24 protein-coding genes are annotated in these 23,619 nt (G+C 70.3%); 8 read left to right on the top strand and 16 right to left on the bottom strand.

The genetic code is table 11. From position 1 onward, the window contains the following. The first annotated feature begins 1 nt into the window (after window position 1). Window positions 2–1,228 (top strand): AI-2E family transporter, encoded by a 1,227-nt coding sequence (locus IW248_RS31200; RefSeq protein ID WP_372432748.1) that lies wholly within the window; start codon window positions 2–4, stop codon window positions 1,226–1,228. A 64-nt stretch (window positions 1,229–1,292) separates the two neighbouring features. Here IW248_RS31200 and IW248_RS31195 read toward each other — a convergent pair whose 3' ends face one another. The 7 genes from IW248_RS31195 to IW248_RS31165 all read right to left on the bottom strand — a co-directional run bounded on the left by IW248_RS31195 (window position 1,293) and on the right by IW248_RS31165 (window position 7,570). Next, window positions 1,293–2,102: an alpha/beta hydrolase gene (locus IW248_RS31195; protein ID WP_196929758.1), complete on the bottom strand. Its 810-nt coding sequence runs from the start codon at window positions 2,100–2,102 to the stop codon at window positions 1,293–1,295. Window positions 2,103–2,168: 66 nt separating this feature from the next. Next, window positions 2,169–2,492 (bottom strand): Rv1322 family protein, encoded by a 324-nt coding sequence (locus IW248_RS31190; protein ID WP_307788332.1) that lies wholly within the window; start codon window positions 2,490–2,492, stop codon window positions 2,169–2,171. 43 nt (window positions 2,493–2,535) lie between these two features. Next, the gene (locus IW248_RS31185) at window positions 2,536–3,576 is read right to left on the bottom strand and encodes a hypothetical protein (RefSeq protein WP_196929756.1); all 1,041 of its coding nucleotides are present in this window, start codon (window positions 3,574–3,576) and stop codon (window positions 2,536–2,538) included. Continuing rightward, the gene (locus IW248_RS31180) at window positions 3,576–4,070 is read right to left on the bottom strand and encodes a SigE family RNA polymerase sigma factor (RefSeq protein WP_196929755.1); all 495 of its coding nucleotides are present in this window, start codon (window positions 4,068–4,070) and stop codon (window positions 3,576–3,578) included. Before IW248_RS31180 ends, IW248_RS31185 begins: the two co-directional genes overlap by 1 nt. Window positions 4,071–4,110: 40 nt before the next feature. Next, window positions 4,111–5,901, bottom strand: coding sequence for a 3-hydroxyacyl-CoA dehydrogenase family protein (locus IW248_RS31175; protein ID WP_196929754.1), 1,791 nt, complete (start codon window positions 5,899–5,901; stop codon window positions 4,111–4,113). A gap of 149 nt (window positions 5,902–6,050) precedes the next feature. Further along, window positions 6,051–7,124 carry an alpha/beta hydrolase gene (locus tag IW248_RS31170; RefSeq protein WP_372432747.1) on the bottom strand — a complete coding sequence of 358 codons (1,074 nt, stop codon included), beginning with the start codon at window positions 7,122–7,124 and terminating at the stop codon, window positions 6,051–6,053. A gap of 80 nt (window positions 7,125–7,204) precedes the next feature. Continuing rightward, the gene (locus tag IW248_RS31165) at window positions 7,205–7,570 is read right to left on the bottom strand and encodes an FHA domain-containing protein (RefSeq protein WP_269155267.1); all 366 of its coding nucleotides are present in this window, start codon (window positions 7,568–7,570) and stop codon (window positions 7,205–7,207) included. Window positions 7,571–7,878: 308 nt separating this feature from the next. Here IW248_RS31165 and IW248_RS31160 point away from each other — a divergent pair, with 308 nt between their 5' ends. Together IW248_RS31160 and IW248_RS31155 are read left to right on the top strand one after the other, a co-directional pair. Then, a complete protein-coding gene (locus tag IW248_RS31160) occupies window positions 7,879–9,375 on the top strand; it encodes an aldehyde dehydrogenase family protein (RefSeq protein ID WP_196929751.1) in 1,497 nt (498 codons plus the stop codon). 80 nt (window positions 9,376–9,455) lie between these two features. Then, complete coding sequence (locus IW248_RS31155) at window positions 9,456–10,112, top strand: methyltransferase domain-containing protein (RefSeq protein WP_196929750.1); 657 nt, start codon at window positions 9,456–9,458, stop codon at window positions 10,110–10,112. Between the two features lie 8 nt (window positions 10,113–10,120). Here the strand turns inward: IW248_RS31155 and nucS are convergent, their stop codons facing one another. Further along, complete coding sequence (nucS, locus tag IW248_RS31150; protein WP_124821209.1) at window positions 10,121–10,780, bottom strand: endonuclease NucS; 660 nt, start codon at window positions 10,778–10,780, stop codon at window positions 10,121–10,123. Between the two features lie 71 nt (window positions 10,781–10,851). Between nucS and IW248_RS31145 the strand changes: the two genes are divergently transcribed. Both IW248_RS31145 and IW248_RS31140 read left to right on the top strand, forming a co-directional pair. Next, entirely contained in the window at window positions 10,852–11,469 is a 618-nt protein-coding gene (locus IW248_RS31145) for a DUF4126 domain-containing protein (protein ID WP_124821208.1), read from the top strand. A gap of 81 nt (window positions 11,470–11,550) precedes the next feature. Continuing rightward, a complete protein-coding gene (locus IW248_RS31140; protein WP_124821207.1) occupies window positions 11,551–11,847 on the top strand; it encodes a DUF1540 domain-containing protein in 297 nt (98 codons plus the stop codon). 20 nt (window positions 11,848–11,867) lie between these two features. On the opposite strand, the gene IW248_RS31135 is transcribed toward IW248_RS31140, so the two are convergent. Beyond that, window positions 11,868–13,874 carry an ethylmalonyl-CoA mutase gene (locus IW248_RS31135; RefSeq protein WP_196929749.1) on the bottom strand — a complete coding sequence of 669 codons (2,007 nt, stop codon included), beginning with the start codon at window positions 13,872–13,874 and terminating at the stop codon, window positions 11,868–11,870. A 151-nt stretch (window positions 13,875–14,025) separates the two neighbouring features. Between IW248_RS31135 and IW248_RS31130 the strand changes: the two genes are divergently transcribed. Together IW248_RS31130 and IW248_RS31125 are read left to right on the top strand one after the other, a co-directional pair. Then, entirely contained in the window at window positions 14,026–14,877 is an 852-nt protein-coding gene (locus tag IW248_RS31130) for an ABC transporter ATP-binding protein (RefSeq protein WP_196929748.1), read from the top strand. Beyond that, window positions 14,874–15,719, top strand: a complete 846-nt coding sequence (locus tag IW248_RS31125) for an ABC transporter permease (protein WP_196929747.1) — start codon at window positions 14,874–14,876, stop codon at window positions 15,717–15,719. Before IW248_RS31130 ends, IW248_RS31125 begins: the two co-directional genes overlap by 4 nt. Window positions 15,720–15,759: 40 nt before the next feature. Here IW248_RS31125 and IW248_RS31120 read toward each other — a convergent pair whose 3' ends face one another. Both IW248_RS31120 and murA read right to left on the bottom strand, forming a co-directional pair. After that, window positions 15,760–16,608, bottom strand: coding sequence for a 3-hydroxyacyl-CoA dehydrogenase family protein (locus tag IW248_RS31120; protein ID WP_196929746.1), 849 nt, complete (start codon window positions 16,606–16,608; stop codon window positions 15,760–15,762). A gap of 78 nt (window positions 16,609–16,686) precedes the next feature. Then, a complete protein-coding gene (gene murA, locus IW248_RS31115; RefSeq protein ID WP_196929745.1) occupies window positions 16,687–18,129 on the bottom strand; it encodes a UDP-N-acetylglucosamine 1-carboxyvinyltransferase in 1,443 nt (480 codons plus the stop codon). On the opposite strand from murA, the gene IW248_RS31110 reads away from it, so the two are divergent. Further along, complete coding sequence (locus IW248_RS31110; protein WP_091405871.1) at window positions 18,128–18,700, top strand: cob(I)yrinic acid a,c-diamide adenosyltransferase; 573 nt, start codon at window positions 18,128–18,130, stop codon at window positions 18,698–18,700. The two genes, murA and IW248_RS31110, sit on opposite strands and share 2 nt — an antisense overlap. A gap of 348 nt (window positions 18,701–19,048) precedes the next feature. On the opposite strand, the gene IW248_RS31105 is transcribed toward IW248_RS31110, so the two are convergent. From IW248_RS31105 to IW248_RS31085, 5 genes are all read right to left on the bottom strand, one after another. Beyond that, window positions 19,049–19,504 (bottom strand): DUF2550 domain-containing protein, encoded by a 456-nt coding sequence (locus IW248_RS31105; protein ID WP_112584026.1) that lies wholly within the window; start codon window positions 19,502–19,504, stop codon window positions 19,049–19,051. Window positions 19,505–19,516: 12 nt separating this feature from the next. Then, entirely contained in the window at window positions 19,517–19,798 is a 282-nt protein-coding gene (locus IW248_RS31100; protein ID WP_030333186.1) for a F0F1 ATP synthase subunit epsilon, read from the bottom strand. Window positions 19,799–19,886: 88 nt separating this feature from the next. Next, window positions 19,887–21,029 carry an LCP family protein gene (locus IW248_RS31095; protein ID WP_196929744.1) on the bottom strand — a complete coding sequence of 381 codons (1,143 nt, stop codon included), beginning with the start codon at window positions 21,027–21,029 and terminating at the stop codon, window positions 19,887–19,889. Window positions 21,030–21,251: 222 nt separating this feature from the next. Continuing rightward, a complete protein-coding gene (gene atpD, locus IW248_RS31090; RefSeq protein WP_124821199.1) occupies window positions 21,252–22,688 on the bottom strand; it encodes a F0F1 ATP synthase subunit beta in 1,437 nt (478 codons plus the stop codon). After that, the gene (locus IW248_RS31085; RefSeq protein ID WP_196929743.1) at window positions 22,688–23,617 is read right to left on the bottom strand and encodes a F0F1 ATP synthase subunit gamma; all 930 of its coding nucleotides are present in this window, start codon (window positions 23,615–23,617) and stop codon (window positions 22,688–22,690) included. Before IW248_RS31085 ends, atpD begins: the two co-directional genes overlap by 1 nt. Between the last annotated feature and the right edge of the window lie 2 nt (window positions 23,618–23,619).

The raw sequence follows: 23,619 nt of genomic DNA, 5'->3' as shown, positions 1-23,619 counted from the left end.
GGTGCCACAGCACGGCCCGTCCGGCGACGACCCGGACGTGACCCCCGGCCCACCACCGGCGGAAAACCCACAGCCGGCGGAGACGCGAGCACCGGAAGAGACGCCACCGGCGGAAGCGCCAGCACCGGTGCCGGTTCCCGCCCCGGGGATCGATCCGGATGAGCCGCCGGCGGTCCCGTCCGGAAAGTTCGGCACACCGGGGCGGCCACTGCGCCGCAGCAGCTTCCTGATCGGCTTCACCGGTGCGCTGGGCGTGCTGCTGGCGTACACCCTCTATCTGGGGATTCGCAATGCCGGCGGCATCCTCGTGCTGGTGGTGATCGCGCTCTTCCTCGCGGTCGGCCTCAACCCGGCGGTGGTCCGGCTGGGCCGCTGGGGTGTGCCGCACGGCCTGGCGGTGGCGGCTGTCGCATTGACGGTGGTGCTGCTGCTCTGCGGCGGCGTGGTGGCGCTGGTCCCGCCGATCGTCACCCAGTCGGGGCAGTTCATCGACCAGATCCCGAGCCTGCTCGACGAGTTGCGCCGCAACCCGACGGTCAATGACCTGGTGGAGCGGTACGACGTGGTGGAGCGGGTGCAGGGTGCGGCCAACGCGGAGACGGTCGGGCGGGCGCTCGGCGGGGTGCTGGGCGGCGCACAACTGATCTTCGGCACGGTGTTCCGGACGCTTACCGTGCTGGTGTTGACGATCTACTTCCTGGCCTACTTCGACCGGCTGCGTTCGCTGGGGTACTCGTTGGTGCCTCGGTCCCGGCGGCACCGGGTGCAGCTGATCGGCGACGAGATACTGGCCAAGGTGGGCGCGTACATGGTCGGCGCGCTGAGCATCGCGGTGCTGGCCGGTGCGACCACCTTCATGTTCGCGCTGATCGTCGACCTGCCGTACCCGTTCGCGCTGGCCGTGGTGGTCGCGGTGACCGACCTGATCCCGCAGATCGGCGCCACCCTGGGCGCGGTGATCGTGAGCCTGGTCGGCTTCGCCGCCGACCTGCCCACCGGCATCGCCTGCGCGGTCTTCTTCCTCATCTACCAGCAGGTGGAGAACTACCTCATCTACCCGAAGGTGATGCGGCGCTCGGTGGAGGTCAACGAGGTGGCCGCCCTGCTGGCCGCGCTGCTCGGGGTGGCGCTGCTGGGTGTGGTGGGCGCGCTCATCGCCATCCCCACGGTGGCCGCGCTGCAACTGATCCTGCGCGAGGTGGTGCTGCCCCGCCAGGAGCGCCGCTGAGCGTCGGCCGGGCCTGACCAGCGGCCCGGCGGCCTGACCAGCGGCCCGGCCGGGGACGGGCGGGTCAGTCCGCCTTGCTGGCGGCCGGGCCGGGGACGGGCGTGTCGGCGAAGGCGGCCACCGTCCGGTCGGCGTACGCGCTGACGTCGCCGGCCTCCATCGGGCCGTCCCAGGTCGTCGGCAGCGGCACCTCGACGGCCGGGTTGACCCGTCGGACGATCTCGTCGAGCACCGTCTCCGCGTCGCCCACCCAGAGGTGCTTGGCGCCCGGCACCCCGACCACCTCGGCCTGTGGCACGGCGGCGAACCGCTCCCGCGCCTCGGCCGGGCGCAGATAGTCGTCGAACTCCGGCACGAGCGCCACCAGCGGCCGACCCGAGTTGGCCCAGGTGGCCAGGTCATCAGGGGCGGAGAAGCGCAGCGGCGGGGAGAGCAGGACGGCCCCGGCGATCGTCGGGTCGCAGCCGTACTTCAGTGCCAGGTCGGTGCCGAACGACCAGCCGACGAGCCAGATGTTGGGCAGCTCGGCGAACTCCGCGTACTCGATGGCGGCGGCCACGTCGTACCGCTCGCCCACGGCGCCGTCGAAGGCTCCCTCGCTGGTGCCGCGCACGCTGCTGGTGCCCCGGGTGTTGAATCGCAGCACCGCGAGGTCGGCCAGGGCGGGCAGCCGCCAGGCCGCTTTGCGGAACACGTGGCTGTCCATCATTCCGCCGTGGGTGGGCAGCGGGTGCAGACAGACCAGGGTGGCCACCGGCGGCCGGTCGGCCGGCAGGGCCAGCTCACCGACCAGCCGTAGACCGTCGGCGGTGTGCAGCTCGATGTCCTCCCGGCGGCCGGGCAGGATCGACGACGCGCGGATCGCTGTGCTCACCGCCCAAGTCTGTCGCGAAGTCGCCGCCACCGCCCGCCCAGGCACGAACAGGGTGACCCAGGTCGCTCAGTAGCGTGGGGCACCGCGGCCGCGCTGCACCGCCGGGCCGCGCCGGTCCCGGGCGCGCCAGCAGCCGCTGTGCCAGTGCCGCCGGTCGGTCAGGTCACCCAGGCCGTCCGCCGGCCAGGCCACCAGGTGCGCCACCCCGGGTGGGATCTCCTGGTTGCAACCGGGGCAGCGGTACGTCTTGACCGACGCGTTCGCGCCGATGCCGCGTACCTGCCAGGCGCCGTCGGTCCACTGCTGCACCGAGGCGACGCCCTGCCGGACCCGGTCGGCGTCCAGGTTGGCGTTATCGTCCCGGCGAGGGCGATTGCGACGGGGGCTCACAGTCACCAAGCGTACGTCCGGTGGGTGCGGCCGTCCGGGGCGGTCACCAGGTCGCGGGCCGGTCCAGGTGCTCGGCGACCTGCGCCCCGCCCAGCACCGTGGCCGCGTCCTCCCCGGTGAAGCCCTTGTTCGGCCAGCCCCAACCGGCGGTGAGATGAGCCTTCGGTATTCCAAGTAGCTCCATCATCCCGCCCTGCGGGTAGCGGTAGGCCTGCCTGCCGTCCGCCGTCGCGTTGGGCTCCCTGCGCTCACCAGCGATGCTGCGCGCGTATTGAAGCCGCACCTCCATCGAGCGATCCCCCCGCCCGTTGACGATCAGCGAGACGTCCAGCGTGGCCGGGAGGTTGGCCACGTTGACCTCGCAGCCAGCCTTCCACGCCCCTGCCGGCAACGCCGTGAGCCGCACCGGAGCGCTGCATTGGTGCGCCACATCCAGGCGGAGGGCATTCTTGGCCACCCGCAGCGCCGCGTCGGTGGGCGCCTCCGTGCGCAGGCGGGCAAAGAGGCCGGGCACCGGCTGCCACCGCAGCACCCAGATCGGAACAGCGCCGCTCGTGGAGGACCGATCCAGCTGACCGTCGTAAGGCTTGTCCGCCGGCTCCGGGATGAGCCTGTCGCCCTCCAGGTGAACCTCCTCGGCCACGGCGGCGCTGCGGGCGAGGTAGAAACTGACCGGCGCGGGGCCGCCCAGATCAAGCTCGGCGCTCTCCAGGCCGGCCGCCGATCGCCAGCTCAGGTAGCGAGCGCGGGCCGGGTCGACGCCGAAGTGCAGCAGACCGGGGTCCTTTCCGACCAGATCAGGTCGGGCGAGTGCGCCTGGCACCCCGGGCGCCGCCGCCGGCGTGGCCGACCGGGCTGCCGGTTTCGCCCCCGTCCAGGGCACCTCCACGGGCAGCCCACCGCCACCCGCCACCCCGAGGCCGAGCACCGCCGCGACGCCGAGCGCCGTCCCGCCCACCGCGGCCCGTCGCCGCGTCCGTCGGGCCCGGCCCCGGGCAACCGCCCCACTGGTCAGCCGGTCGATGTCCACCTGGCCGTCGGCGTGCTCCCGCAGGGTTGAGATGATCCGCTGGTCGAGGTCCATTACGGTCGGCTCCCGTTGGTGGCCGGGGCACCGCAGCGCTCCCGGAGGTTGGCGAGCGCCCGCATCGCGTGGGTGCGGACGGTGACCGGCGAGCAGTCCAGGATCTGCGCGATGGTCGCGTCGTCCAGGTCCTCGTAGTAGCGCAGCACCAGGACCGCCCGCTGGCGGTCGGGCAGGCCGAGGATCAGCCGCCACATCTCGTCCCGGTCGGCCGCTTCGCCGCCGAGGTCGCCGCGGTGCGGCCGGTCCACGAACGTGTCGATGGCCAGTTCGCGGTTCGACCGGCGGCGCCACCAGGAGTTGTTGGCGTTGACCAGCATCCGGCGCACGTACACGTCGGGCCGGTCCGCCCGAGAGATCTTGCGCCAGTGCACGTACGCCCGGGACAACACCTCCTGGGTGAGATCCTCGGCCCGGTGCTCGTCACCGGTCAGCAGCCGGGCGAGCCGAACGAGGGCCGGGCCGCGGCTGCCGACGTACTCCTCGAAGGTCACATACTGCAGACGCGGTCAGGACCCGCAGGCGTTGACCCGGTCAGCGGTGCGAGTGGTCGCGGAAGCCGCGGCGGGTCTTGCGGCCCAGGTAGCCGGCGGTCACCAGGTGCTCCAGCAGCGGCGCGGGCGCGAAGCCCGGCTCGCGCAGTTCCAGGTACAGCTCGCGCTGGATGGCCAGCGCGACGTCCAGCCCGACCACGTCGAGCAGCTCGAACGGGCCCATCGGGTAGCCGCAGCCGAGCTTCATGGCGTGGTCGATGTCGTCGGCCGTCGAGTAGCTGGCCTCCAGCATCTTCACCGCGTCGTTCAGGTACGGGAAGAGCAGCGCGTTGACGATGAAGCCGGACCGGTCGCCGCAGACCACACCGGTCTTGCCGAGCGCGGCGCAGACGGCGCGGGCGGTGGCGGTGGCCTCCGGCGAGGTGCGGATGGTCCGGACCACCTCGACCAGCGGCATGACCGGCGCCGGGTTGAAGAAGTGCAGTCCCACCACGTCGGCCGGTCGGTGGGTGGCCATCGCCACGTCGATCACCGGCAGCGACGAGGTGGTGGTGGCCAGCACCACGCCCGGCTTGCAGATCTCGTCGAGGCTCGCGAAGAGGGCCTTCTTGACGCTCAACTCCTCGACCACCGCCTCGACCACGAGGTCGACGTCGGCGAGGTGGTCGAGCGTGGCCGACCAGCTGATCCGGCCCAGGGCGGCGTCCCGGTCGGCCTCGGCTAGCTTGCCGCGCACCACGCCCTTGTTCAGCGAGGTCTTGACCGCCTCGCAGACCTTCGCGGACTTCTCCATCCCGCGGGTCACCGAGACGACTTCGTAGCCGGCCTTCGCGAAGACCTCGATGATCCCGGTGGCCATCGTCCCGGAGCCGACGACGCCGACCTTGGTGATGGCGCGCGCGCCGTCGGCGAGCGCCGACTCCGCGGCCAGCGGCGTCGCCTCATCGGGTACGACCACCGGGGAGCCGGGCCGCTCGTAGGTGTAGAAACCCCGGCCCGACTTCCGGCCGAGCAGCCCCGCCGTCACCATCTGCTTGAGCAGCGGCACCGGTGCGTGCCGGCGGTCCCGCCCGCCGCGCCGGTACATGGTGTCCAGGATCTCGTACGCGGTGTCCAGGCCGATCAGGTCCATCAACGCCAGCGGGCCCATCGGCAGGCCGCAGCCGAGCTTCATGGCGGCGTCGATGTCCTCCCGGGTCGCGTAGTGCGACTCGAACATGCCGACCGCGTGGTTGAGGTAGCCGAAGAGCAGCGCGTTGGCGATGAAGCCGGCCCGGTCGTTGATGGTGACGTCGACCTTGCCGAGCCGGGCGCAGAGCGCTTCGACGTCGGCGACCACCTCGGGTGCGGTGACGACCGTGCGGACCACCTCGACCAGCTTCATCACCGGTGCCGGGTTGAAGAAGTGGATGCCGATGACCTGGTTGGGGCGGCTGGTGGCCACCGAGATCTCGGTGACGCTCAGCGACGAGGTGTTGGTGGCGAGGATCGTCTCCGGTCGGCAGACCCGGTCCAGCTCCGCGAAGATCCGCTGCTTGAGGTCCAGGTGCTCGGGCACCGCCTCGATGACCAGGTCGACGGAGTGCAGCGCGTCCAGGCCGACCTTGAAGTGCACCCGCTCGTGCAGGGCGTCGCGGTCCGCCTCGGCGAGCTTGCCCTTGGCGACCGCCCGGTCGGTGGAACCCTTCAGGGTGGCCCGGCCACGTTCCAGCGCCGGCGCGGAGATCTCCACGGCCACCACGTCGATGCCGTTGCGGGCGAAGACCTCGACGATGCCGGCACCCATGGTGCCCAGCCCCACCACGCCAACGGTGCTGAACTCGCGCGCCACGACCGACCTCCCCAGAGACTCCGCACGGCCACTGAACGGCCGCTAAGGTTATGCGCGCGAGTCTGCCACCTGACGGTGAGTTGTCGAGACGCCGTGGCATATTTCACCCACGGCCCAGCCGTGCCCAGCGCGGCCGACACCTGGACCGCCTATCCGACGACCGGCAAGCTGGTCAGGGCCAACAACTCCGCGACGAACTCCGCCGGGCGCTCCAGGTGCGGGCTGTGACCGCAGCCGGGCAGCACCACCTCGTGGTACGCGCCGCCGGCAGCCGCGTACCGGTCGAGCACCGCCCGGGTCTGGCCGACCATCGGTTGCGGTGGGCAGGCGTCCGCGCCGGGCCAGCCGGGCACGAGATCCAGCGAACCCAGGTACGCCAGGTCGAAGAGCGAGGTGTCCGAGACGATGACGTCGACGTCACCGCGTACCCAGGTGACCGGCGGTTTCTCGGCGACGGCCACCAGCTCGTCGGCGAGCCGGAACCAGGTCGGCGCGAGCGCGTTGAGCACCCCGCGCTCCCCCGGCGCGGTGCCCGGCCAGTTCTCCGACGGCACCGCCGTGCCCGGGTAGTTGTCGTCCCCGGTAGCTGTGGAGAGCACGGTGTCCAGCAGCAGATCCTCGTCCGCGCCCAGCGAGGCGGGATCGGCCACATAGGTGGCGCGCAGCACGGCGCGCGGGCTGGCCGGCGCGTCCGCGCTCCGGTCGCCGGCCGCGAGTCGGGCGACGAAGTCCGGGTTCGCCGTGCCGGCGCCGGTGCCGGCGAAGTCGGCTGTGGTCGGCGTGCCGGTCAGGTCACGGGTGCCGCCGAAGCCGTACGGGGAGACCGGCGCGGCGAGCAGCAACGCCCCCACCCGGTGCGGATGGTCGACCAGGAGGCGCATCGCGACGCCGCCGCCGAGGGAGTGCCCGACCACCACCGGGCGCGCGTCGGCGTCGAAGAGCGTCGGGTCGTCCAGGAGGGCGGCCACGTCGTCGGCGAAGTCCCGCAGGCCCCGGGTGGCGTCCACCGGGGCCGTCGCGGAGTCGCCGTACCCCCGCAGGTCGGGGGCGACCACCCGCAGCGTCGGCGGCAGACGCCGGACCAGCGGCTCCCAGAACAGCGCGGACGAGCAGTTGCCGTGGATCAGCAGCACCGGCGTGCCGTCCGGCGGGCCGGCCACCCGTACCGCCTGGGTGATGCCGTTCGCCGTCACGGTCCGCTGCTCGGTCTCCATCCGCGGCATGCTGCCACGGGTGTCCCCGTCGGTCCAGGTGTCGGACCGCCACCCAACGGAGCTGCCCGGTGTGGCCGACCGCCAGGCGATCAGCGACGTGCGCCCGGCGGCGCGGCCAGCGGTAGCGGCAGCGTCGGTCGGACGTCACGCCGGGACGGGCCGAAGCTCAGCCCGACCGGATCGGTGAGCGCCACCCCGGGGTCGAACAGGCGCAGCTCGGTACGGCCCAGCCGGATCACGTCACCGTCGGAGAGTCGTTCCACCTCGGTGATCCGCCGGTCGTTGAGCCAGGTGCCGTTGGTGGAGCCCAGGTCCCGCAGGGACGGGCCCTCCGGCGCCAGCCACACCTCGGCGTGGCGACGGCTCAGGTGCGGGTCGTTGATGACCACCTGACCGGTCGGCGCGCGACCGATCACCTGTGGTTCGCCCCGCATGCGAAAACTCGCGCCGCGCATCGGTCCACCCGCGACCGTCAACAGCGGCATCAGTTCCGGATGTTCCTCCATGGACAGTCAGCCCTCCACCCCACACCGTCACTCCGCGCGTCAGCTTGCCATCAGACGGTAGTCGTCAGTACCGACCGGCCGGTCAGCCTCTCGTCACCTCCCGGCCACCTGCCGTTCGACGATTCGGGCGGGCCGCATCCGCCACCTACGCCCTGACCTGCACTGATCAACGATCGGTCGGGTCGGTGCGACGCCGGTCCCCCCGGCTCGAATCGGGGACCCTACCGGTGAGTAATCCTCGGGTCTAGACTTCCGCCATGACGGCAGTGCATATCCCGGGCGTTCCGGTCATCGATGCGGGCCAGTTGGTTTCCACCAGCCCCGCGACCGGCGCCGAGGCCGGTCGCCTGCCGGTCGCCACCGAGGCCGACGTGCGGCTGGCCGTCGACCGCGCCCGCGCCGCCGGCGAGTGGTGGGCCGGCCTGGGCTTCGCAGGCCGCCGCCAGCGCATGCTGCGGTGGCGCGCCCTGCTCGCCAAGCGCATCGAGCAGTTGGCCGAATTGGTGCACGTCGAGGGCGGCAAGCCGGTCGCCGATGCCATCGTCGAGATCGTCACCGCGATCGAGCACATCGACTGGGCCGCCCGCAACGCCGGCCGTGTGCTCGGCCCACGCCGGGTCCGGTCCCGGCTCATCCTCGCCGAGTTCTCCGCGCACCTCGAATACCAGCCGTACGGGGTGGTCGGCGTGATCGGGCCGTGGAACTATCCGGTCTTCACGCCGATCGGCTCCGCCGCGTACGCCCTCGCCGCCGGGAACGGCGTGGTGCTCAAGCCGAGCGAGTACACGCCCGCCGTCGGCCAGTGGCTGGTGGACAGCTTCGCCGAGGTGGTGCCCGAGCAGCCGGTGTTCACCGCCGTGCACGGGCTGGGTGACGTGGGCGCGGCGCTGTGCCGCTCCGGGGTCAACAAGCTGGCCTTCACCGGCTCCACGGCCACCGCCCGCAAGGTGATGGCCGCCTGCGCCGAGACGCTGACCCCGGTGCTCATCGAGGGCGGCGGCAAGGACGCCATGATCGTCGACAGCGACGCCGACCTGGACGCGGCCGCCGAGGCGTGCGTCTGGGGCGGCATGACCAACGCGGGCCAGACCTGCATCGGCATCGAGCGGGTGTACGCCGTCGACGCCGTCTTCGACACCTTCGTCGACAAGGTGGTGGCTCGCGCCGGCCGGCTGACGGTCGGGCCGGAGGGCACCGACATCGGGCCGATCACCATGCCCAAGCAGATCGACGTGATCCGCCGGCACATCGACGCCGCGATCACGTCCGGTGGGCGCGCCGTGCTCGGCGGCCCGAGCGCCGTGCAGCCGCCGTACGTCCACCCCACCGTGCTGGTGGACGTCCCGGAGGAGTCGGCCGCCGTCCGCGAGGAGACCTTCGGCCCCACGCTGACCATCAACCGGGTCCGCGACGCCGACGAGGCCGTCACCCGCGCCAACGCCCTGTCGTACGGCCTCGGGGGTTCGGTCTTCGGCCGGCGGCACGCGGTGGCCATCGCCCGGCGACTGCGCTCCGGGATGGCCTCGATCAACTCCACGCTGACCTTCGCCGGCATGTCCACCCTGCCGTTCGGCGGTGTCGGCGACTCCGGCTTCGGTCGGATCCACGGGGAGGACGGCCTGCGTGAGTTCGGCCGGTCCAAGGCGATCACCCGACGTCGCGCCCGGTCGCTGCTGCCGTCGATGACCTTCGACCGCACCCCCACCGACGTGGCCCGGCTCGTCAAGGCGATCAAGGCGATGTACGGAAGGTGAGTGTCGGATAACCGATCATCGAGAAAGATCGGTGCATCCACATGTTTATACGCCGTGGTCACGGCGGTACATTGCGTTAAATGGGCCCCAATCGATTGCGCTACCGCCTTGTCGACAGTGAGCAGTCGTGGGCCGCCCGGCGGCGTCGGCACCGCTCGGACTGGCTGGCGCGCACCTTCCCCGACATCGGTGACATGCACGTGGTCGACCTCGGCGGCCGGCTCGGCACCTGGCACCGCGCCACCGTCCGACCGGCCCGCGTGACAGTCGTCAACCTGGAGCAGCCGCCCTCCGTCGTCCCCGAATGGGCCCACGTCGAGCAGGCCGACGCCTGCGACCTGCCCGCGCACCTGACCAAGGGCACCTACGACCTGGTCTTCTCGAACTCGGTGCTGGAGCATGTGGGCGGGCACGAACGCCGGATCCGCTTCGCCGCTGCCGCCCGCTCACTGGCCGACCGACACTGGGTGCAGACGCCCTACCGCTACTTCCCCATCGAGCCACACTGGATCGCGCCGGGGATGCAGTTCCTGCCGGTGCGACTGCGCACCGCGTTCGCCCAACGCTGGCCGTTGGGGCACAAGCCCACCCGCAGCCACGCCGCCGCCATCCACCAGGTGCTCTGGACCGAACTGTTGGACCGCTCGCAGATGCGCCACTACTTCCCCGACTCGTCCATGCTGGTGGAGCGGGTGTTCGGCCTGCCGAAGTCACTGATCGCGGTGCGCACCGGCTAGCGCGGCGATCAGAAGAGGGTCAGCTCGTCCTTCACGATGCCGCGCAACCTGTCGTAGTCCACGACCACACACCGGATGCCCCGATCGGTGGCGAGCACCCGGGCCTGCGGCTTGATCTCCTGGGCGGCGAAGACCCCGACGACCGGGCTGAGCAGCGGGTCACGGTTCATCAACTCGAGATAGCGGGTCAACTGCTCCACGCCGTCGATGTCGCCACGCCGCTTGACCTCGACGGCGACCGAGCCCGAGTTGGCGTCCCGGCACAGCAGGTCGACCGGGCCGATCGCCGTCATGTACTCGCGGCGCACCAGCGTGAACCCCTCGCCCAGGGCACCCGGGTTGGCGGCCAGCAACTCCTGCAGGTGCGCCTCCACCCCGTCCTTGCGCAGGCCCGGATCCACACCCAACTCGTACGAGGTGTCCTGGAATATCTCCTCCAGGGTGATCCGCAGCTCCTCGCCAGCCTTGTTGACGACCCTCCACACACCGGGGGCCTCCTCCAACCGACACGGCGGGCTCATCCAGTTCAACGGCTTGTACGCCCGGTCGTCGGCGTGAATAGACACCGACCCGTCCGCCTTCACCATCAGCAACCGGGTGGCCAGCGGCAGGTGCGCCGAGAGCCGTCCGACATAGTCCACCGAGCACTTCGCAATGACCAACCGCACCCGACGAGGGTAGCCGAGCACCCACCGGTCGCCAGCGAGCGGCACTGGCGCGTCGATGCGATGCTGAGACCGTGTTCGAAGTCCTCACCGGCACCGGTCTCGCCGCCTCGGCGGGGCTGAACGCCTACATACCCCTGCTCATCCTCGGTCTGCTTGGCCGTTACACCGACCTGATCGACCTGCCCAGCGGCTGGACCTGGCTCGGCAACGGCTGGGTCATCGCCATCATGGCCCTGCTGCTCGCCGTCGAGATGGTGGCCGACAAGGTGCCAGTGGTCGACCACATCAACGACGTGGTGCAGACAGTGGTCCGGCCCACCGCCGGCGGCCTGGCCTTCGGCGCCGGCTCCTCGTCGGAGACGGTGACGGTCAGCGACCCGGGGAGCTTCTTCTCGTCCCACCAGTGGGTGCCTGTCGTCACCGGCGTACTGCTGGCGTTGGGCGTGCACCTGCTCAAGTCTGCGGCCCGCCCGGTGATCAACGCGACCACCGCCGGTTTCGGCGCCCCGGTCGCCAGCACCGCCGAGGACGCCACGAGCGTGGTGGTCTCCCTGGTGGCGATCATCCTGCCGGTGCTGGTGCTCGTCGTCCTGGTCGGCCTGGCGTTCTTCACCTTCTGGTTCTTCCGTCGCCGATCAGAACGGCGCCGCGAACGAGAGGCGGCCCGCGCTGCCGGCTTCCGCGTCTGATGGGCGGGCGGGCTCGCCGTACCGGGGTTTTGCGGGCCGACAAAAGCCTAGTATCGGGGCAAGAGCCTAGAGGAGGTCGGCATGACCGCAGCGTTGGAGATGCCCCGAGTCCAGGAATGTGTGGTCGCCGCGTGCGCGTACAACCAGTCGGGTGACTGCCACGCCTTCGCCATCACGATCGGCAGCATGGATCACGCCCACTGCCACACCTTCGTCGAGTCGCCCGTCCGGGGCGGTGTGGAGAGCATGATCGCGCAGGTGGGCGCCTGCCAGCGCTCCGACTGCCGACACAACGAGCAGCTGGAGTGCCACGCGGCGTCCATCCGGGTCGGCCCGGACAACGACATGGCCGACTGCATGACCTACGCCGGCCGCTGACCAGCCGGGGCGACGCCTGATCAGGGCAGGTCGTTGGCGCGACGGATCACCGTCACCAGGTCGTCGATGATGCCGGTGAGGGCGAAGTCCCTCGGGGTGAAGACCCGGGCGACGCCGGCCGCCCGGAGCGTGTCCGCGTCACTGGCCGGGATGATGCCGCCCACGACCACCGGCAGGTCCGCCCGGCCGGCGGCGCGCAGCCCGTCGAGTACCGCGGGCACGGCGGCCAGGTGCGACCCGGAGAGCACGGACAGCCCGACCAGGTCGACGTCCTCCTCCACGGCGGCGGCGACGATCTGCCCCGCGGTCAACCGGATGCCCTGGTAGACCACCTCGAAGCCGGCGTCGCGGGCGCGTACCGCGATCTGCTCCGCGCCGTTCGAGTGCCCGTCCAGGCCGGGTTTGCCGACCAGCAGCCGCAGCCGGCCGCTGCCCAACTCCCGCGCCGTGGCGGCGACCCGCTCGCGGACCGCCGCGAGGCCCGGCTCACCGCCGCCGCCGGTGGCACCGGCCAGGCCGGTAGGTGCCCGGTACTCGCCGAAGACCTGGCGCAGCACGCCGGCCCACTCGCCGGTGGTCACCCCGGCCCGCACGCACTCCAGTGTGGCCGGCATCAGGTTGGTGGTGGTCGCGGCGTCCGCGCGAAGCCGGGCCAGCGCCGCGTCGACGACGGTCGCGTCCCGATCGGCCCGCCACCTGTGTACGCCGTCCACGGCGGCCGCCTCGACAGCGGGATCGACCTGCTCGACGGCGCCCGCACCGGCGGCGGTCAGCGGAGAGGATTCGGTCTCGGTGTACCTGTTGACCCCGACCACCACGTCGGCACCGGACTCCATCCGCCGGCGGCGTTCGGCCAGCGACGCGACGAGCGCGCTCTTGAGGTAGCCGGTCTCCACGGCAGCGACGACGCCGCCCAGCTCCAGCACCTTGTCCAGCTCGACCCGCGCCCCGGTGACGACCTCGTCGACAAGCGCGGTCATCACGTGCGAGCCGGCGAAGAGGTCGGGGTATTCGAGCAGATCCGACTCGTACGCCAGGACCTGCTGCATCCGCAGCGACCACTGCTGGTCCCAGGGGCGGGGCAGGCCGAGCGCCTCGTTCCAGGCGGGCAGTTGGACCGCGCGGGCCCGGGCGTCGCGGGACATCGTCACGCCGAGCATCTCCAGCACGATGCGCTGGATGTTGTTCTCCGGCTGGGCCTCGGTGAGGCCGAGCGAGTTGACCTGCACTCCGTAGCGGAACCGCCGTTGTCTGGCGTCGGTGACGCCGTACCGGTCCCTGGTGATCTCGTCCCAGAGCACGCCGAACGCGCGCATCTTGGCGATCTCCTCGACGAAGCGCACCCCGGCGTTGACGAAGAACGAGATCCGCTGGACCACGTCGCCCATCCGCTCGGCCGGCACCTGACCGGAGTCCCGGACCGCGTCGAGCACGGCGACGGCGGTGGCCAGCGCGAAGCCGACCTCCTGCACGGGCGTGGCGCCGGCCTCCTGGAGGTGGTACGAGCAGATGTTGACCGGGTTCCACCGGGGCATCTCGCGCAGCGTGTACGCCACCACGTCGGCGGTGAGCCGCAGCGATGCCGCGGGCGGAAAGATGTAGGTGCCCCGGGACAGGTATTCCTTGATGATGTCGTTCTGGGTGGTGCCGGCACAGCGGGTCAGGTCGGCGCCCTGCTCCAGCCCGACGGTGCCGTACAGGGCGAGCAGCCACATCGCCGGGGCGTTGATGGTCATCGAGGTGTTCGTGTCGGCGAGCGGGAGACCGTCGAAGAGCGCCCGCATGTCGCCGAGGTGGGCCACCGGCACACCGACCCGGCCGACCTCGCCGGAGGCGAGTTCGTGGTCCGGGTCGTACCCGGTCTGGGTGGGCAGGTCGAAGGCGACCGAGAGGCCGGTCTGCCCCTTCGCCAGGTTGCGGCGGAAGAGGGCGTTGGTCGCCGCGGCCGACGAGTGGCCGGCGTAGGTGCGCATCACCCACGGGCGGTCCCGCTCGGGCAGCCGCCCCGGGAATGCCGTCTCATCCATGGCCGGAGTCTAAGTTACCGTTCAGTAAAAGGAGCTGTGGAAAACCACACAGGTCCATGTCGGGGACGTCCGGGTGCCAAGCGCCCGCAGTGGCGCTGACCGCCACACCCCGGGCACCACAGGGCCCAGGCCAGGACGCACACTGGACGGCATGGATGACGAGCTGGCCATCTCCGTCCGAGGGCTACGCAAGGCGTACGGCGACAACGTGGCGGTGGCGGGCGTGGATCTCGACGTCCACCGTGGCGAGGTGTTCGCGTTGCTGGGCCCGAACGGCGCCGGTAAGACCACCACGGTGGAGATCCTGGAGGGCTACCGCCGCCGGGATGCCGGCGAGGTCACAGTCCTCGGCACCGACCCGGCCCATGCCGACGCAGGGTGGCGCTCCCGGGTCGGGATCGTGCTCCAGGGCACCGGGGAGTTCGACGAACTGACAGTGGCCGAGGTGGTCCGGCACTTCTCCGGCTTCTATCCCGACGCGGACGACCCGGACAAGGTGATCGAGCGGGTCGGGCTGGCCGGCAAGGCGAAGGCCCGGACGCACACCCTCTCCGGCGGGCAGAAGCGCCGCCTGGACGTGGCCCTGGGCATCATCGGCCGTCCCGAGCTGCTCTTCCTCGACGAGCCGACCACCGGCTTCGACCCGGAGGCCCGCCGCGAGTTCTGGGAGCTGATCCGCGACCTCGCCGCGGCCGGCACCACAATCGTGCTCACCACCCACTACCTGGACGAGGCCGAGGCCCTCGCCGACCGGGTCGGCGTGATCGCCGGCGGTCGACTGGTCGAGGTCGCCGCACCCGATCGGCTGGGCAATCGACAGGAGTCCCTCGCGACGGTCTCCTGGCGTACCCCGGAAGGGCTGCTGGAGAGCGCGCAGAGCGCGACGCCGACGGCCTTCGTGGCCGACCTCGCCGCGCGATACGGCGGCGAGGTCCCCGGGCTCACTGTGACCCGGCCGACCCTGGAGGACGTCTACCTCACCATGATCGGACACGCGCGATGACGACCACGACGAAGCCGGCCACGCCAGTGGCAGCGGCCCGCGGCCGACGGCCGGGTGCCGGTGCCCTCGCCCTGCGCCAGGGCCGGCTGGAGATCACCCAGTTCCTGCGCAGCAGGGAGTCGGTGGTCTTCACGATGGGCTTCCCCATCATCATGATCCTGATCTTCGCGTCGATCTTCGACGGCACGATCGGCGGCGGGGTCAAGTTCACCCAGTACTTCATCACCGGCATGATCGCGACCGGCCTGATGACTGTGAGCTTTCAGAACCTCGGCATCTGGATCCCGATCGAGCGGGACCGGGGCGTGCTCAAGCGTTACCGGGGCACGCCGATGCCGAAGTGGGTCTGGTTCGCCGGCAAAGTGATCATGGTGGTGGCGATCGGCATCGCCGAGACGGCCCTGCTGCTCGCCGTCGCGGTGGCGTTGTTCGACCTCGACCTGCCGGGCACCGCCGCGAAGTGGTTCACCTTCGGCTGGGTCGCCGTGCTCGGGGTGACCGCGTGCACCCTGTGCGGCATCGCGATCTCGTCGCTGGCCCGCACCGCCCGCAGTGGCTCGGCGGTGGTCACCCCCGTCGCCCTGGTGCTCCAGTTCATCTCCGGCGTGTTCTTCGTCTTCACCGACCTGCCCACCTGGATGCAGCAGGTGGCGGCGCTGTTCCCGCTCAAGTGGATGTGCCAGGGGCTGCGGTCGGTGTTCCTGCCGGAGAGCTTCGGCGGCCAGGAGCCGGGCGGCTCGTTCGAGCTGGGCCGGGTGGCGGTGGTGCTGGCCCTGTGGTGCGTGATCGGCGTGGTGCTCTGCCTGACCACCTTCCGCTGGACCACCAAGCGCGACGGCTGAGCGGCCGACCGGGGCGGACGCCCGCCCCGGTCGCCACCACTCAGTACGTGTAGAAGCCCTTGCCGGTCTTGCGGCCCAGGTCGCCGGCGGTGACCATCCGCTGGAGCAGCTCCGGCGGGAAGAACTTCTCGTCGGCGGTGTCGGTGTAGATGTTCTTCGAGGCGTGCAGCAGCACGTCCACGCCGGTCAGGTCGGTGGTGGCCAGGGGGCCCATCGCGTGTCCGAAGCCCAGACGGCAGGCGGTGTCCAGGTCCTCCGCGGACACCACCCCGGCCTCGACCAGCTTGACCGCCTCCATCACCAGGGCGGAGATCAGCCGGGTCGTGACGAAGCCGGCGATGTCCCGGTTGACCACGACAACCGTCTTGCCGATCTCCTCGGCGAAGGCGCGCGCGATGTCCAGCGTGGCGTCGCTGGTCTTGTAACCGCGAACCAGCTCGCAGAGCTGCATCATCGGCACCGGGGAGAAGAAGTGGGTGCCGACCACCGCCTCGGGCCGCTCGGTCACCGCGGCGATCTGAGTGACCGGGATGGCCGAGGTGTTGGTGGCGAGCACCGCGTCGGCCTTGCAGATCTTGTCCAGGGCGCGGAACACCTCGTGCTTGATATCCAGCCGCTCGAAGACCGCCTCGACCACGATGTCCGCGTCCGCCGCCGCCTCCAGGTCGGTGGTCGGGGTGATCCGGGCCAGCGTCGGCTCGACCTCGGACGCCTCGATCTTGCCCTTCTCGGCGAACTTCTCGAGCGACTTCCGGATGCCGCCGAGCCCACGGGTGGTGGCGGCCTCGTCCAGGTCGCGCAACGTCACCTGCCAGCCTGCCTGCGCCGCCACCTGAGCGATGCCGGAGCCCATCAGCCCGGCCCCGACGACCGCGAGTCGACCCGCCATCTACTTCTCCCTCGCTGCGATTGAGTGCCTGCAAACACCCTAGTCGGCGAGCCTGAACGATGACTAAGTGGCGGGGCGTCAGATCTCCAGCGCTGGCTCCTCGGGCGTGGTGCCCCGCTCGACGGCCACCCCGAGCGCCCGCAGGTCGGCCACGAAGTCCGGGTAGCCCCGGTCGACGTGATGCACGTGGGACACCTCGGTGACCCCCTGCGCGCACAGCCCGGCGATGATCAGCCCGGCACCGGCGCGGATGTCGGTCGCCTGCACCGGTGCGCCGGAGAGCCGACCCCGTCCCCGGACCACCGCGTGATGCCCATCGGTCTTGATGTCCGCGCCGAGCCGCATCATCTCGTTGGCGAACATGAACCGGCCGTCGAAGATGTTCTCGGTGATCAGGGAGGCACCGTCGCTGACGGCCGCCAGCCCGATCGCCATCGGCAGCAGGTCGGTGGCGAAGCCGGGGTACGGCAGCGTCACCACGTCCACCGCCCGGGGCCGCTCGTCCATCCGTACGCGGAAGCCGTCCCCCCGGGTCTCCACCAGCCCGCCGGCCGCCACCACCTTGTCCAGGGCGACCTCCAGGAAGGCCGGGTCCAGCCCGGTCACCGTCACGTCGCCCCGGGTCATCGCCGCGCCGAACGCCCAGGTGCCGGCGACGATCCGGTCCCCCACCGTGGCGTGACGCACCGGACGCAGACCTGGCACACCGGTGATCCGCAATGTCGACGTGCCCGCGCCGACGATGCGCGCGCCCATCTCGTTGAGCATCGTGCAGATGTCGACGATCTCCGGCTCCCGGGCCGCGTTGTCGATCATCGTGGTGCCCTGGGCCAGCACCGCCGCCATCACCAGGTTCTCGGTCGCACCGACGCTGGGAAAGTCCAGCACGATGTCCGCGCCACGCAGCCCGTGCGGGGCGGAGGCGATGACGAACCCGTGCTCACCGGAGATCTCCGCCCCCATCCGGGTCAGCCCGGAGACGTGCATGTCCAACCCCCGCGAGCCGATCGCGTCGCCGCCGGGATGGGCCACCCGCACGTACCCCCGACGGGCCAGCAGTGGCCCGAGCACGCAGATCGACGCGCGCAACCGTCGGACCAGGTCGTAGTCGGCCTCCGCGCCCGGCTGTTCGGGTACGTCGATCGTCACCGACCGGGACCGGGCCACGCCGCCACGACCGACCATCGGGTCGACCGGGTCGTCCGCGTCGAACTGGACGTCGCAGCCCAGCCGGCGCAGCACCTCCCCCATGATCGCGATGTCGGTGATTCGGGGAACGTTGGTGATCACGCTGCGGCCCGGCGCGAGCAGCGCGGCGGCCATCAGCTTCAACGCCGAGTTCTTGGCACCGACCACGTGCACGGTCCCGGCCAGCCGGGCGTCACCGTGGACCCGGATGACGTCGACATCGTTTACCGCCGGATCGCCGGCGTCGCCGGGGCCCACCACCACCGGCCAGCCGGCGGTGCTGTCCGGCCGCGGCGGGATCGTCAGGTCGGGAATCCGTAGGCTGTGCGTCATGGCCGTCCACCTCACGCGCATCTACACCAAGGCCGGCGACGCCGGCATGACCAGGCTGAGCAACAACGAGCAGGTGCCGAAGACCGATCCACGGATCGCCGCGTACGCGGATGTCGACGAGTGCAACGCGGCGATCGGCGTCGCGCTCGCGCTGGGAAACCTCGACGAGGAGCTTCGCGGCGTGCTGGGGTCGGTGCAGAACGACCTGTTCGACGTCGGCGCCGACCTGTCCACCCCGGTCGAGCCGGAGCCGAAGTACCCGCCGCTGCGGGTGACCGAGGAGTACGTCGAGCGCCTGGAGGGCTGGTGCGACGAGTACAACGCACGCCTGAGCAAGCTCGACTCCTTCATCCTCCCCGGCGGCACCGCGGGCGCGGCACTGCTACACGTGGCGCGGACCGTCGCCCGGCGTGCCGAACGGGCGGCGTGGGCGCTGGTCAGCCACGATCCGGAACGAACCAGCACGCTCCCGGCAAAGTATCTCAACCGGCTCTCCGATCTGCTCTTTATCCTGTCAAGAACGGCAAATCCGGCAGGAGATGTGCTGTGGGTGCCGGGCGGCAAGCGCTGAACGTCGGCGCTCCGCACCACGTCGAGGTCTGGGTTCCCACTCTGCCCGCCACCACGCGTAGCCAAGCCGTGATCCACTCCGGCTCATGAAAATCGGGGCATCCCCACCAGCAGGACACCCCGAATTCAAGAACTCCGAGTCGATCAACCCGCCCGACGCGAGAAGGCGCGACTCAACAAAACCGGTAACGGCAGATGATCAAAGCCCCGCACCGGACCGACGCACAGTGGCAACGAAGGGTTTCCGGGGGAGCCCGCCCGGCGCAGGGATCAAGCCTGACCGCCCGGAGCCGGGCGGGCTCCCCCGGAAACCCCAAGCGCAACCAACGGGCAGCCGAAGCAGCCAGCCTCAGGCGGCAGGCCAATCCTGGGAGGCCATACGCGGCGAGACCGCCCCCGGAGGGGCGGCCTCGAGCCAGGAGAGAAAACCGGTCACGGTCGATCGCGCCATGGCGATCTCCACCGGTGCATGGTTACTGGTACAGCGGAGGATCACCCAGTCGGCCGGCATGGAGAACCGTTCCTGACCTTCGGGCAACCGGCGGCGCTCCACGGCCAGCCCCTTGCGGGAGAGCACCCGCTTGGGTCGGATCGCGAAGCTGAACATCCGGTACCAACGCAGTTCGTCACCGGCGAACCGACCGAAGCCGGGTGACCAGCCGCGGCCGTCGAGCATCGTGGAGACCCGGACGCTGAGCCGGATGATGCCACCGCTGCGGGTGACCAGAGCTCGCCGGACGAAGAGGGTCAGAAGCGCGCCGAGGATGACGACGACGCCGATCCCGAATCCTTCGACGATCTCCATCCCCGGTGTGGCTCAGCGGCTCTGCGCGGAGACCGGGGTTGCGCTCTCGGCCAGCACGGTGACTCCGTCGGCGCTCACGGAGAGGAAGCCGCCGGCTACCTCGTAGGCGACCTGCTCACCGCCGGCGAGCTTGATGCGCACCTGGCCGGGCTCGGCGAGTTGACCGAGAAGCGGCGCGTGCCCCGGCAGGACACCGAGCTCGCCTTCGGTCGTCCGGGCGACGACCATCTCGGCGTCACCGGACCAGACCTTCTCCTCGACGGCGACGAGCTCGACGTGAAGCTGCTGTGCCACGCTGTCTCCTTGCTGCGGCTATGGATTGCCGAAAGTCTAGCCTGACGACGCGGCGCGCCCAACGCGGGTGGGGACAACGGCGTCCTGACTACTTGGCCTTGTTCACGAATTCCGGGTGCTCGAGCAGGAACGGGTCGAGTTGCTCGTTGTGCAGGGCGGTGAAAAAGTCCGGGACCCCCTCCTGGAACTGCTCGCCCAGGTACTTCTTACCCTCGTAGACCCCACCACCGGGGAGCTTGATCATCTCGATGGTGTTCGGGCGGATGTCCTTCAGGGCGAGCCCGAAGTCGACCACGCTGCTACCGCGACCGTTGAAGATCAGTGACTGGCCGGCGGCGCGGAGCACCTTGTCCAGCTTGATCGGGTTGGCCACCACGTCGGCGCCGAACGCCTGGCCGACCATGGCCTTGACGAACTGCTGCTGGTGGCGCTGCCGGCCGTAGTCGGAATCCGGGACGCCGTTCTTCGGGTAGCGCTGCCGAACGTAGTCCAACGCCTGCCACCCACTCAGGTGCCGGTTGCCCTTCTTGTAGAGCGCCTGCGGGCCGACGTAGCCCTCACCTCGGGTGTTGCCCGGCCGCGGTGTGCCGTCCGGCTGCTTGTGCTCGGACTTCACGTCGCGCTCGATGTACATGTCGACACCACCCATGGCGTCGACGATCTTCTGGAAGCCGGTGAAGTTGATGATCGCGCCGGCGTCGAAGCGCTTGATGCCTGTCACCTTCTGCACGGTGGTGGCCAGCAGCTCGAAGCCCCGTGCCGCGTCGGGGTTGGCTCCCGGCACCTTGCTGCCGAACGACATCGCGGCGTTGATCTTCGTGGTCTCGCCCGGGAAGTCGGCCTTCTTGAACTCCGGGATGCGCACGTAGAGGTCACGTGGCAGCGAGAACAGGTAGGCCCGGTCCATCGACGCCGGCACGTGCAGCACCATGATCGAGTCGGCCAGTGGCGCGGCCGTCGGCGTACGCGGGTCGATGCCGACGAGCAGGATGTTGAGCGGGCCCTTGATATCGCTCTTCTTCGCCTGGGCACCCGCCGCCTGGTCGCCGAACAGGTCGGCCTTGCCGACAGCTCCCTCGTAGCGGGCCATGAGCACCTCGGTGCCGACCAGCACAGCGCCGCTGAGCACCGTCAGCACGGTGCCGAACACCGTGCAGATCCTGGCCCACCGCGGCACACCTCGCCAGATGGACGGCTTGCGGCCACTCTTGCCGGCCTTACCCACGAGCATCTCCGTTCGTTACGCCCACGACGAGGAAGACGGGCGCACGTCGCCGAAAGGTTGCAAAGATCAACGCTCGTTCAGGTGAGCGCGGATCGAACCGTAGCTCGGGAGCCTCGGGAGTGACGACCACGAGTAACGGACCGCGACGATGGTAAGACGCGAACATGAACAAAAGACTGCCCCGGCATTGCCGGGGCAGTCTTTTTGCTACAGATCGGATGGGGCTGGTCAGTCCTTCATCAGCTCCGCAGCCTTGGCCTCGAGGTCCTCAAGACCGCCGCACATGAAGAACGCCTGCTCGGGGAAGTGGTCGTACTCACCCTCGCTGATCTTGCGGAACGCCTCGATGGTCTCCTTGATCGGGACCGTCGAGCCCGGCACGCCGGTGAACTGCTCCGCCGCGTAGGTGTTCTGCGAGAGGAAGCGCTCGATCCGCCGGGCGCGCGCCACGGTGATCTTGTCTTCCTCGGAGAGCTCCTCGATACCGAGGATGGCGATGATGTCCTGCAGGTCCTTGTAGCGCTGCAGGATCCGCTTCACCTCGGTGGCGACCTGGAAGTGCTCGGGGCCGACGAACTCCGGGGCGAGGATCCGGGACGAGGACGCCAGCGGGTCCACGGCCGGGTAGATGCCCTTGTCGGAGATCGACCGCTCCAGGTTGGTGGTCGCGTCCAGGTGGGCGAACGTGGTGGCCGGGGCGGGGTCGGTGTAGTCGTCCGCCGGCACGTAGATCGCCTGCATGGACGTGATGGCCTGGCCCCGGACGGAGGTGATCCGCTCCTGGAGCTCGCCCATCTCGTCGGCCAGGGTCGGCTGGTAACCCACGGCGCTCGGCATACGGCCGAGCAGGGTGGACACCTCCGAACCGGCCTGCGTGAAGCGGAAGATGTTGTCGATGAAGAGCAGCACCTCCTGCTTCTTCACGTCGCGGAAGTATTCCGCCATGGTCAGCGCGGAGAGCGCCACCCGCAGCCGGGTGCCCGGCGGCTCGTCCATCTGGCCGTAGACCAGCGCGGTCTTGTCGATGACGCCGGACTCGGTCATCTCGGCGATGAGGTCGTTGCCCTCACGGGTGCGCTCACCCACACCGGCGAACACCGAGGTACCACCGAAGTTGCGGGCAACCCGGGTGATCATCTCCTGGATGAGCACCGTCTTGCCCACGCCCGCGCCGCCGAACAGGCCGATCTTGCCGCCCTTGACGTACGGGGCGAGCAGGTCGATGACCTTGATGCCGGTCTCCAGCATCTCGGTCTTCGGCTCCAGGTCCGCGAAGGCCGGGGCCTTGCGGTGGATACCCCAGTGGTCGTCCGGGGTCAGGGTCTCGCCCTCTTTGAGGTTGAGCACCTCGCCGATCGCGTTGAACACGTGGCCCTTGACCGCGTCGCCCACCGGCACCGTGATCGGCTCGCCGCGGTCACGCACCTCCGCGCCGCGGACCAGGCCGTCGGTCGGCTGCATCGAGATGGCACGGACCAGGTTGTCACCCAGGTGCTGGGCGACCTCCAGGGTCAGCGTCTTCTCACCGCCGGACAGGCTCACGTCAACGTTCAGGGCGTTGAACAGGGCCGGCATGGCGTCGCGCGGGAACTCGGCGTCGACGACCGGGCCGATGACCCGGACCACGCGACCCGTGGCCGTCTTGGTCTCTACTGGTGCAGTCATCACACTTCACTTCCCGACGCGGCCAGCGCGTTGGCGCCGCCGACGATCTCGCTGATCTCCTGGGTGATACCGGCCTGGCGGGCCGAGTTCATCTCGCGCGTGTACTTGTCGATCATGTCCTCGGCATTGTCGGTGGCGGACTTCATGGCCCGACGCCGTGCCGCCGACTCGCTAGCCGCCGACTCGATCAACGCCGCGTAGATCCGCGTGTTGATGTACCTCGGCAGGAGCGCGTCGAGCAGCGCCTCCGCCTCCGGCTCGAACTCGTACGCCGGCAGCAGCCCCTCGGAGCGCGGCCGGTCCTCCACCTGCATCGGACCGATGACCTTGGTGACCGGGTTCTGCGTCATCAGCGAGTGGAACTCGGTGTAGACGATGTGCAGCTCGTCGACGCCGAGCACCCCGTCCGCACCGGCGCTGCCGTCGGCGTCGTCCGCGCCGGCCGTGAACGCCTTGATCAGCGTCTCACCGACGGTACGGGCGTCCTCGAACGACGGCTGCTCGCTGAACCCGGTCCAGTTCGCCTCGATCGGCCGGTTACGGAACCGGTAGAACCCGACACCCTTACGTCCGATGACGTAGAGCACCGGCTCCTTGCCGTCCGCCTTGAGCCGCGCGATCAGCGACTCCGCCATCCTGATCGCGTTGGAGCTGTAACCGCCGGCCAGGCCACGGTCGCTGGTGACCACCAGGATGCCCGCCCGCCGCACCCGCTCACGCGGGGTGAGCAGCGGGTGGTCGATCCGTGCGTTGGACGCCAGCGCCGTGAGCACACCGGTGATGGCCTGGGCGTACGGCAGGGACGCCTGCACCCGGGCCTGAGCCTTGGCGATCCGGCTCGTCGCCACGAGCTCCATCGCCTTGGTGATCTTCTTCATCGACTTCGCCGAGCGGATTCGTTGACGAAGAACGCGTACCTGGGCCGCCACGG

The sequence above is a fragment of the Micromonospora ureilytica genome (assembly GCF_015751765.1).
Lineage (GTDB): Bacteria > Actinomycetota > Actinomycetes > Mycobacteriales > Micromonosporaceae > Micromonospora > Micromonospora ureilytica.
Note: the sequence above shows the minus strand (reverse complement) of the source record. Positions and strands in the feature narration are given on the sequence as shown.

Coding starts and splice junctions, on each gene's coding strand:
- IW248_RS31110 (WP_091405871.1), top strand. CDS start 18,128: ATGGCCGTCCACCTCACGCGCATCTACACCAAGGCCGGCGACGCCGGC.
- IW248_RS31140 (WP_124821207.1), top strand. CDS start 11,551: ATGACCGCAGCGTTGGAGATGCCCCGAGTCCAGGAATGTGTGGTCGCC.
- IW248_RS31160 (WP_196929751.1), top strand. CDS start 7,879: ATGACGGCAGTGCATATCCCGGGCGTTCCGGTCATCGATGCGGGCCAG.
- IW248_RS31120 (WP_196929746.1), bottom strand. CDS start 16,608: ATGGCGGGTCGACTCGCGGTCGTCGGGGCCGGGCTGATGGGCTCCGGC.
- IW248_RS31105 (WP_112584026.1), bottom strand. CDS start 19,504: ATGGAGATCGTCGAAGGATTCGGGATCGGCGTCGTCGTCATCCTCGGC.
- IW248_RS31185 (WP_196929756.1), bottom strand. CDS start 3,576: ATGGACCTCGACCAGCGGATCATCTCAACCCTGCGGGAGCACGCCGAC.
- IW248_RS31125 (WP_196929747.1), top strand. CDS start 14,874: ATGACGACCACGACGAAGCCGGCCACGCCAGTGGCAGCGGCCCGCGGC.
- IW248_RS31130 (WP_196929748.1), top strand. CDS start 14,026: ATGGATGACGAGCTGGCCATCTCCGTCCGAGGGCTACGCAAGGCGTAC.
- IW248_RS31135 (WP_196929749.1), bottom strand. CDS start 13,874: ATGGATGAGACGGCATTCCCGGGGCGGCTGCCCGAGCGGGACCGCCCG.
- IW248_RS31095 (WP_196929744.1), bottom strand. CDS start 21,029: ATGCTCGTGGGTAAGGCCGGCAAGAGTGGCCGCAAGCCGTCCATCTGG.
- murA (WP_196929745.1), bottom strand. CDS start 18,129: ATGACGCACAGCCTACGGATTCCCGACCTGACGATCCCGCCGCGGCCG.
- IW248_RS31155 (WP_196929750.1), top strand. CDS start 9,456: ATGGGCCCCAATCGATTGCGCTACCGCCTTGTCGACAGTGAGCAGTCG.
- IW248_RS31170 (WP_372432747.1), bottom strand. CDS start 7,124: ATGCCGCGGATGGAGACCGAGCAGCGGACCGTGACGGCGAACGGCATC.
- atpD (WP_124821199.1), bottom strand. CDS start 22,688: ATGACTGCACCAGTAGAGACCAAGACGGCCACGGGTCGCGTGGTCCGG.
- IW248_RS31165 (WP_269155267.1), bottom strand. CDS start 7,570: ATGCGCGGCGCGAGTTTTCGCATGCGGGGCGAACCACAGGTGATCGGT.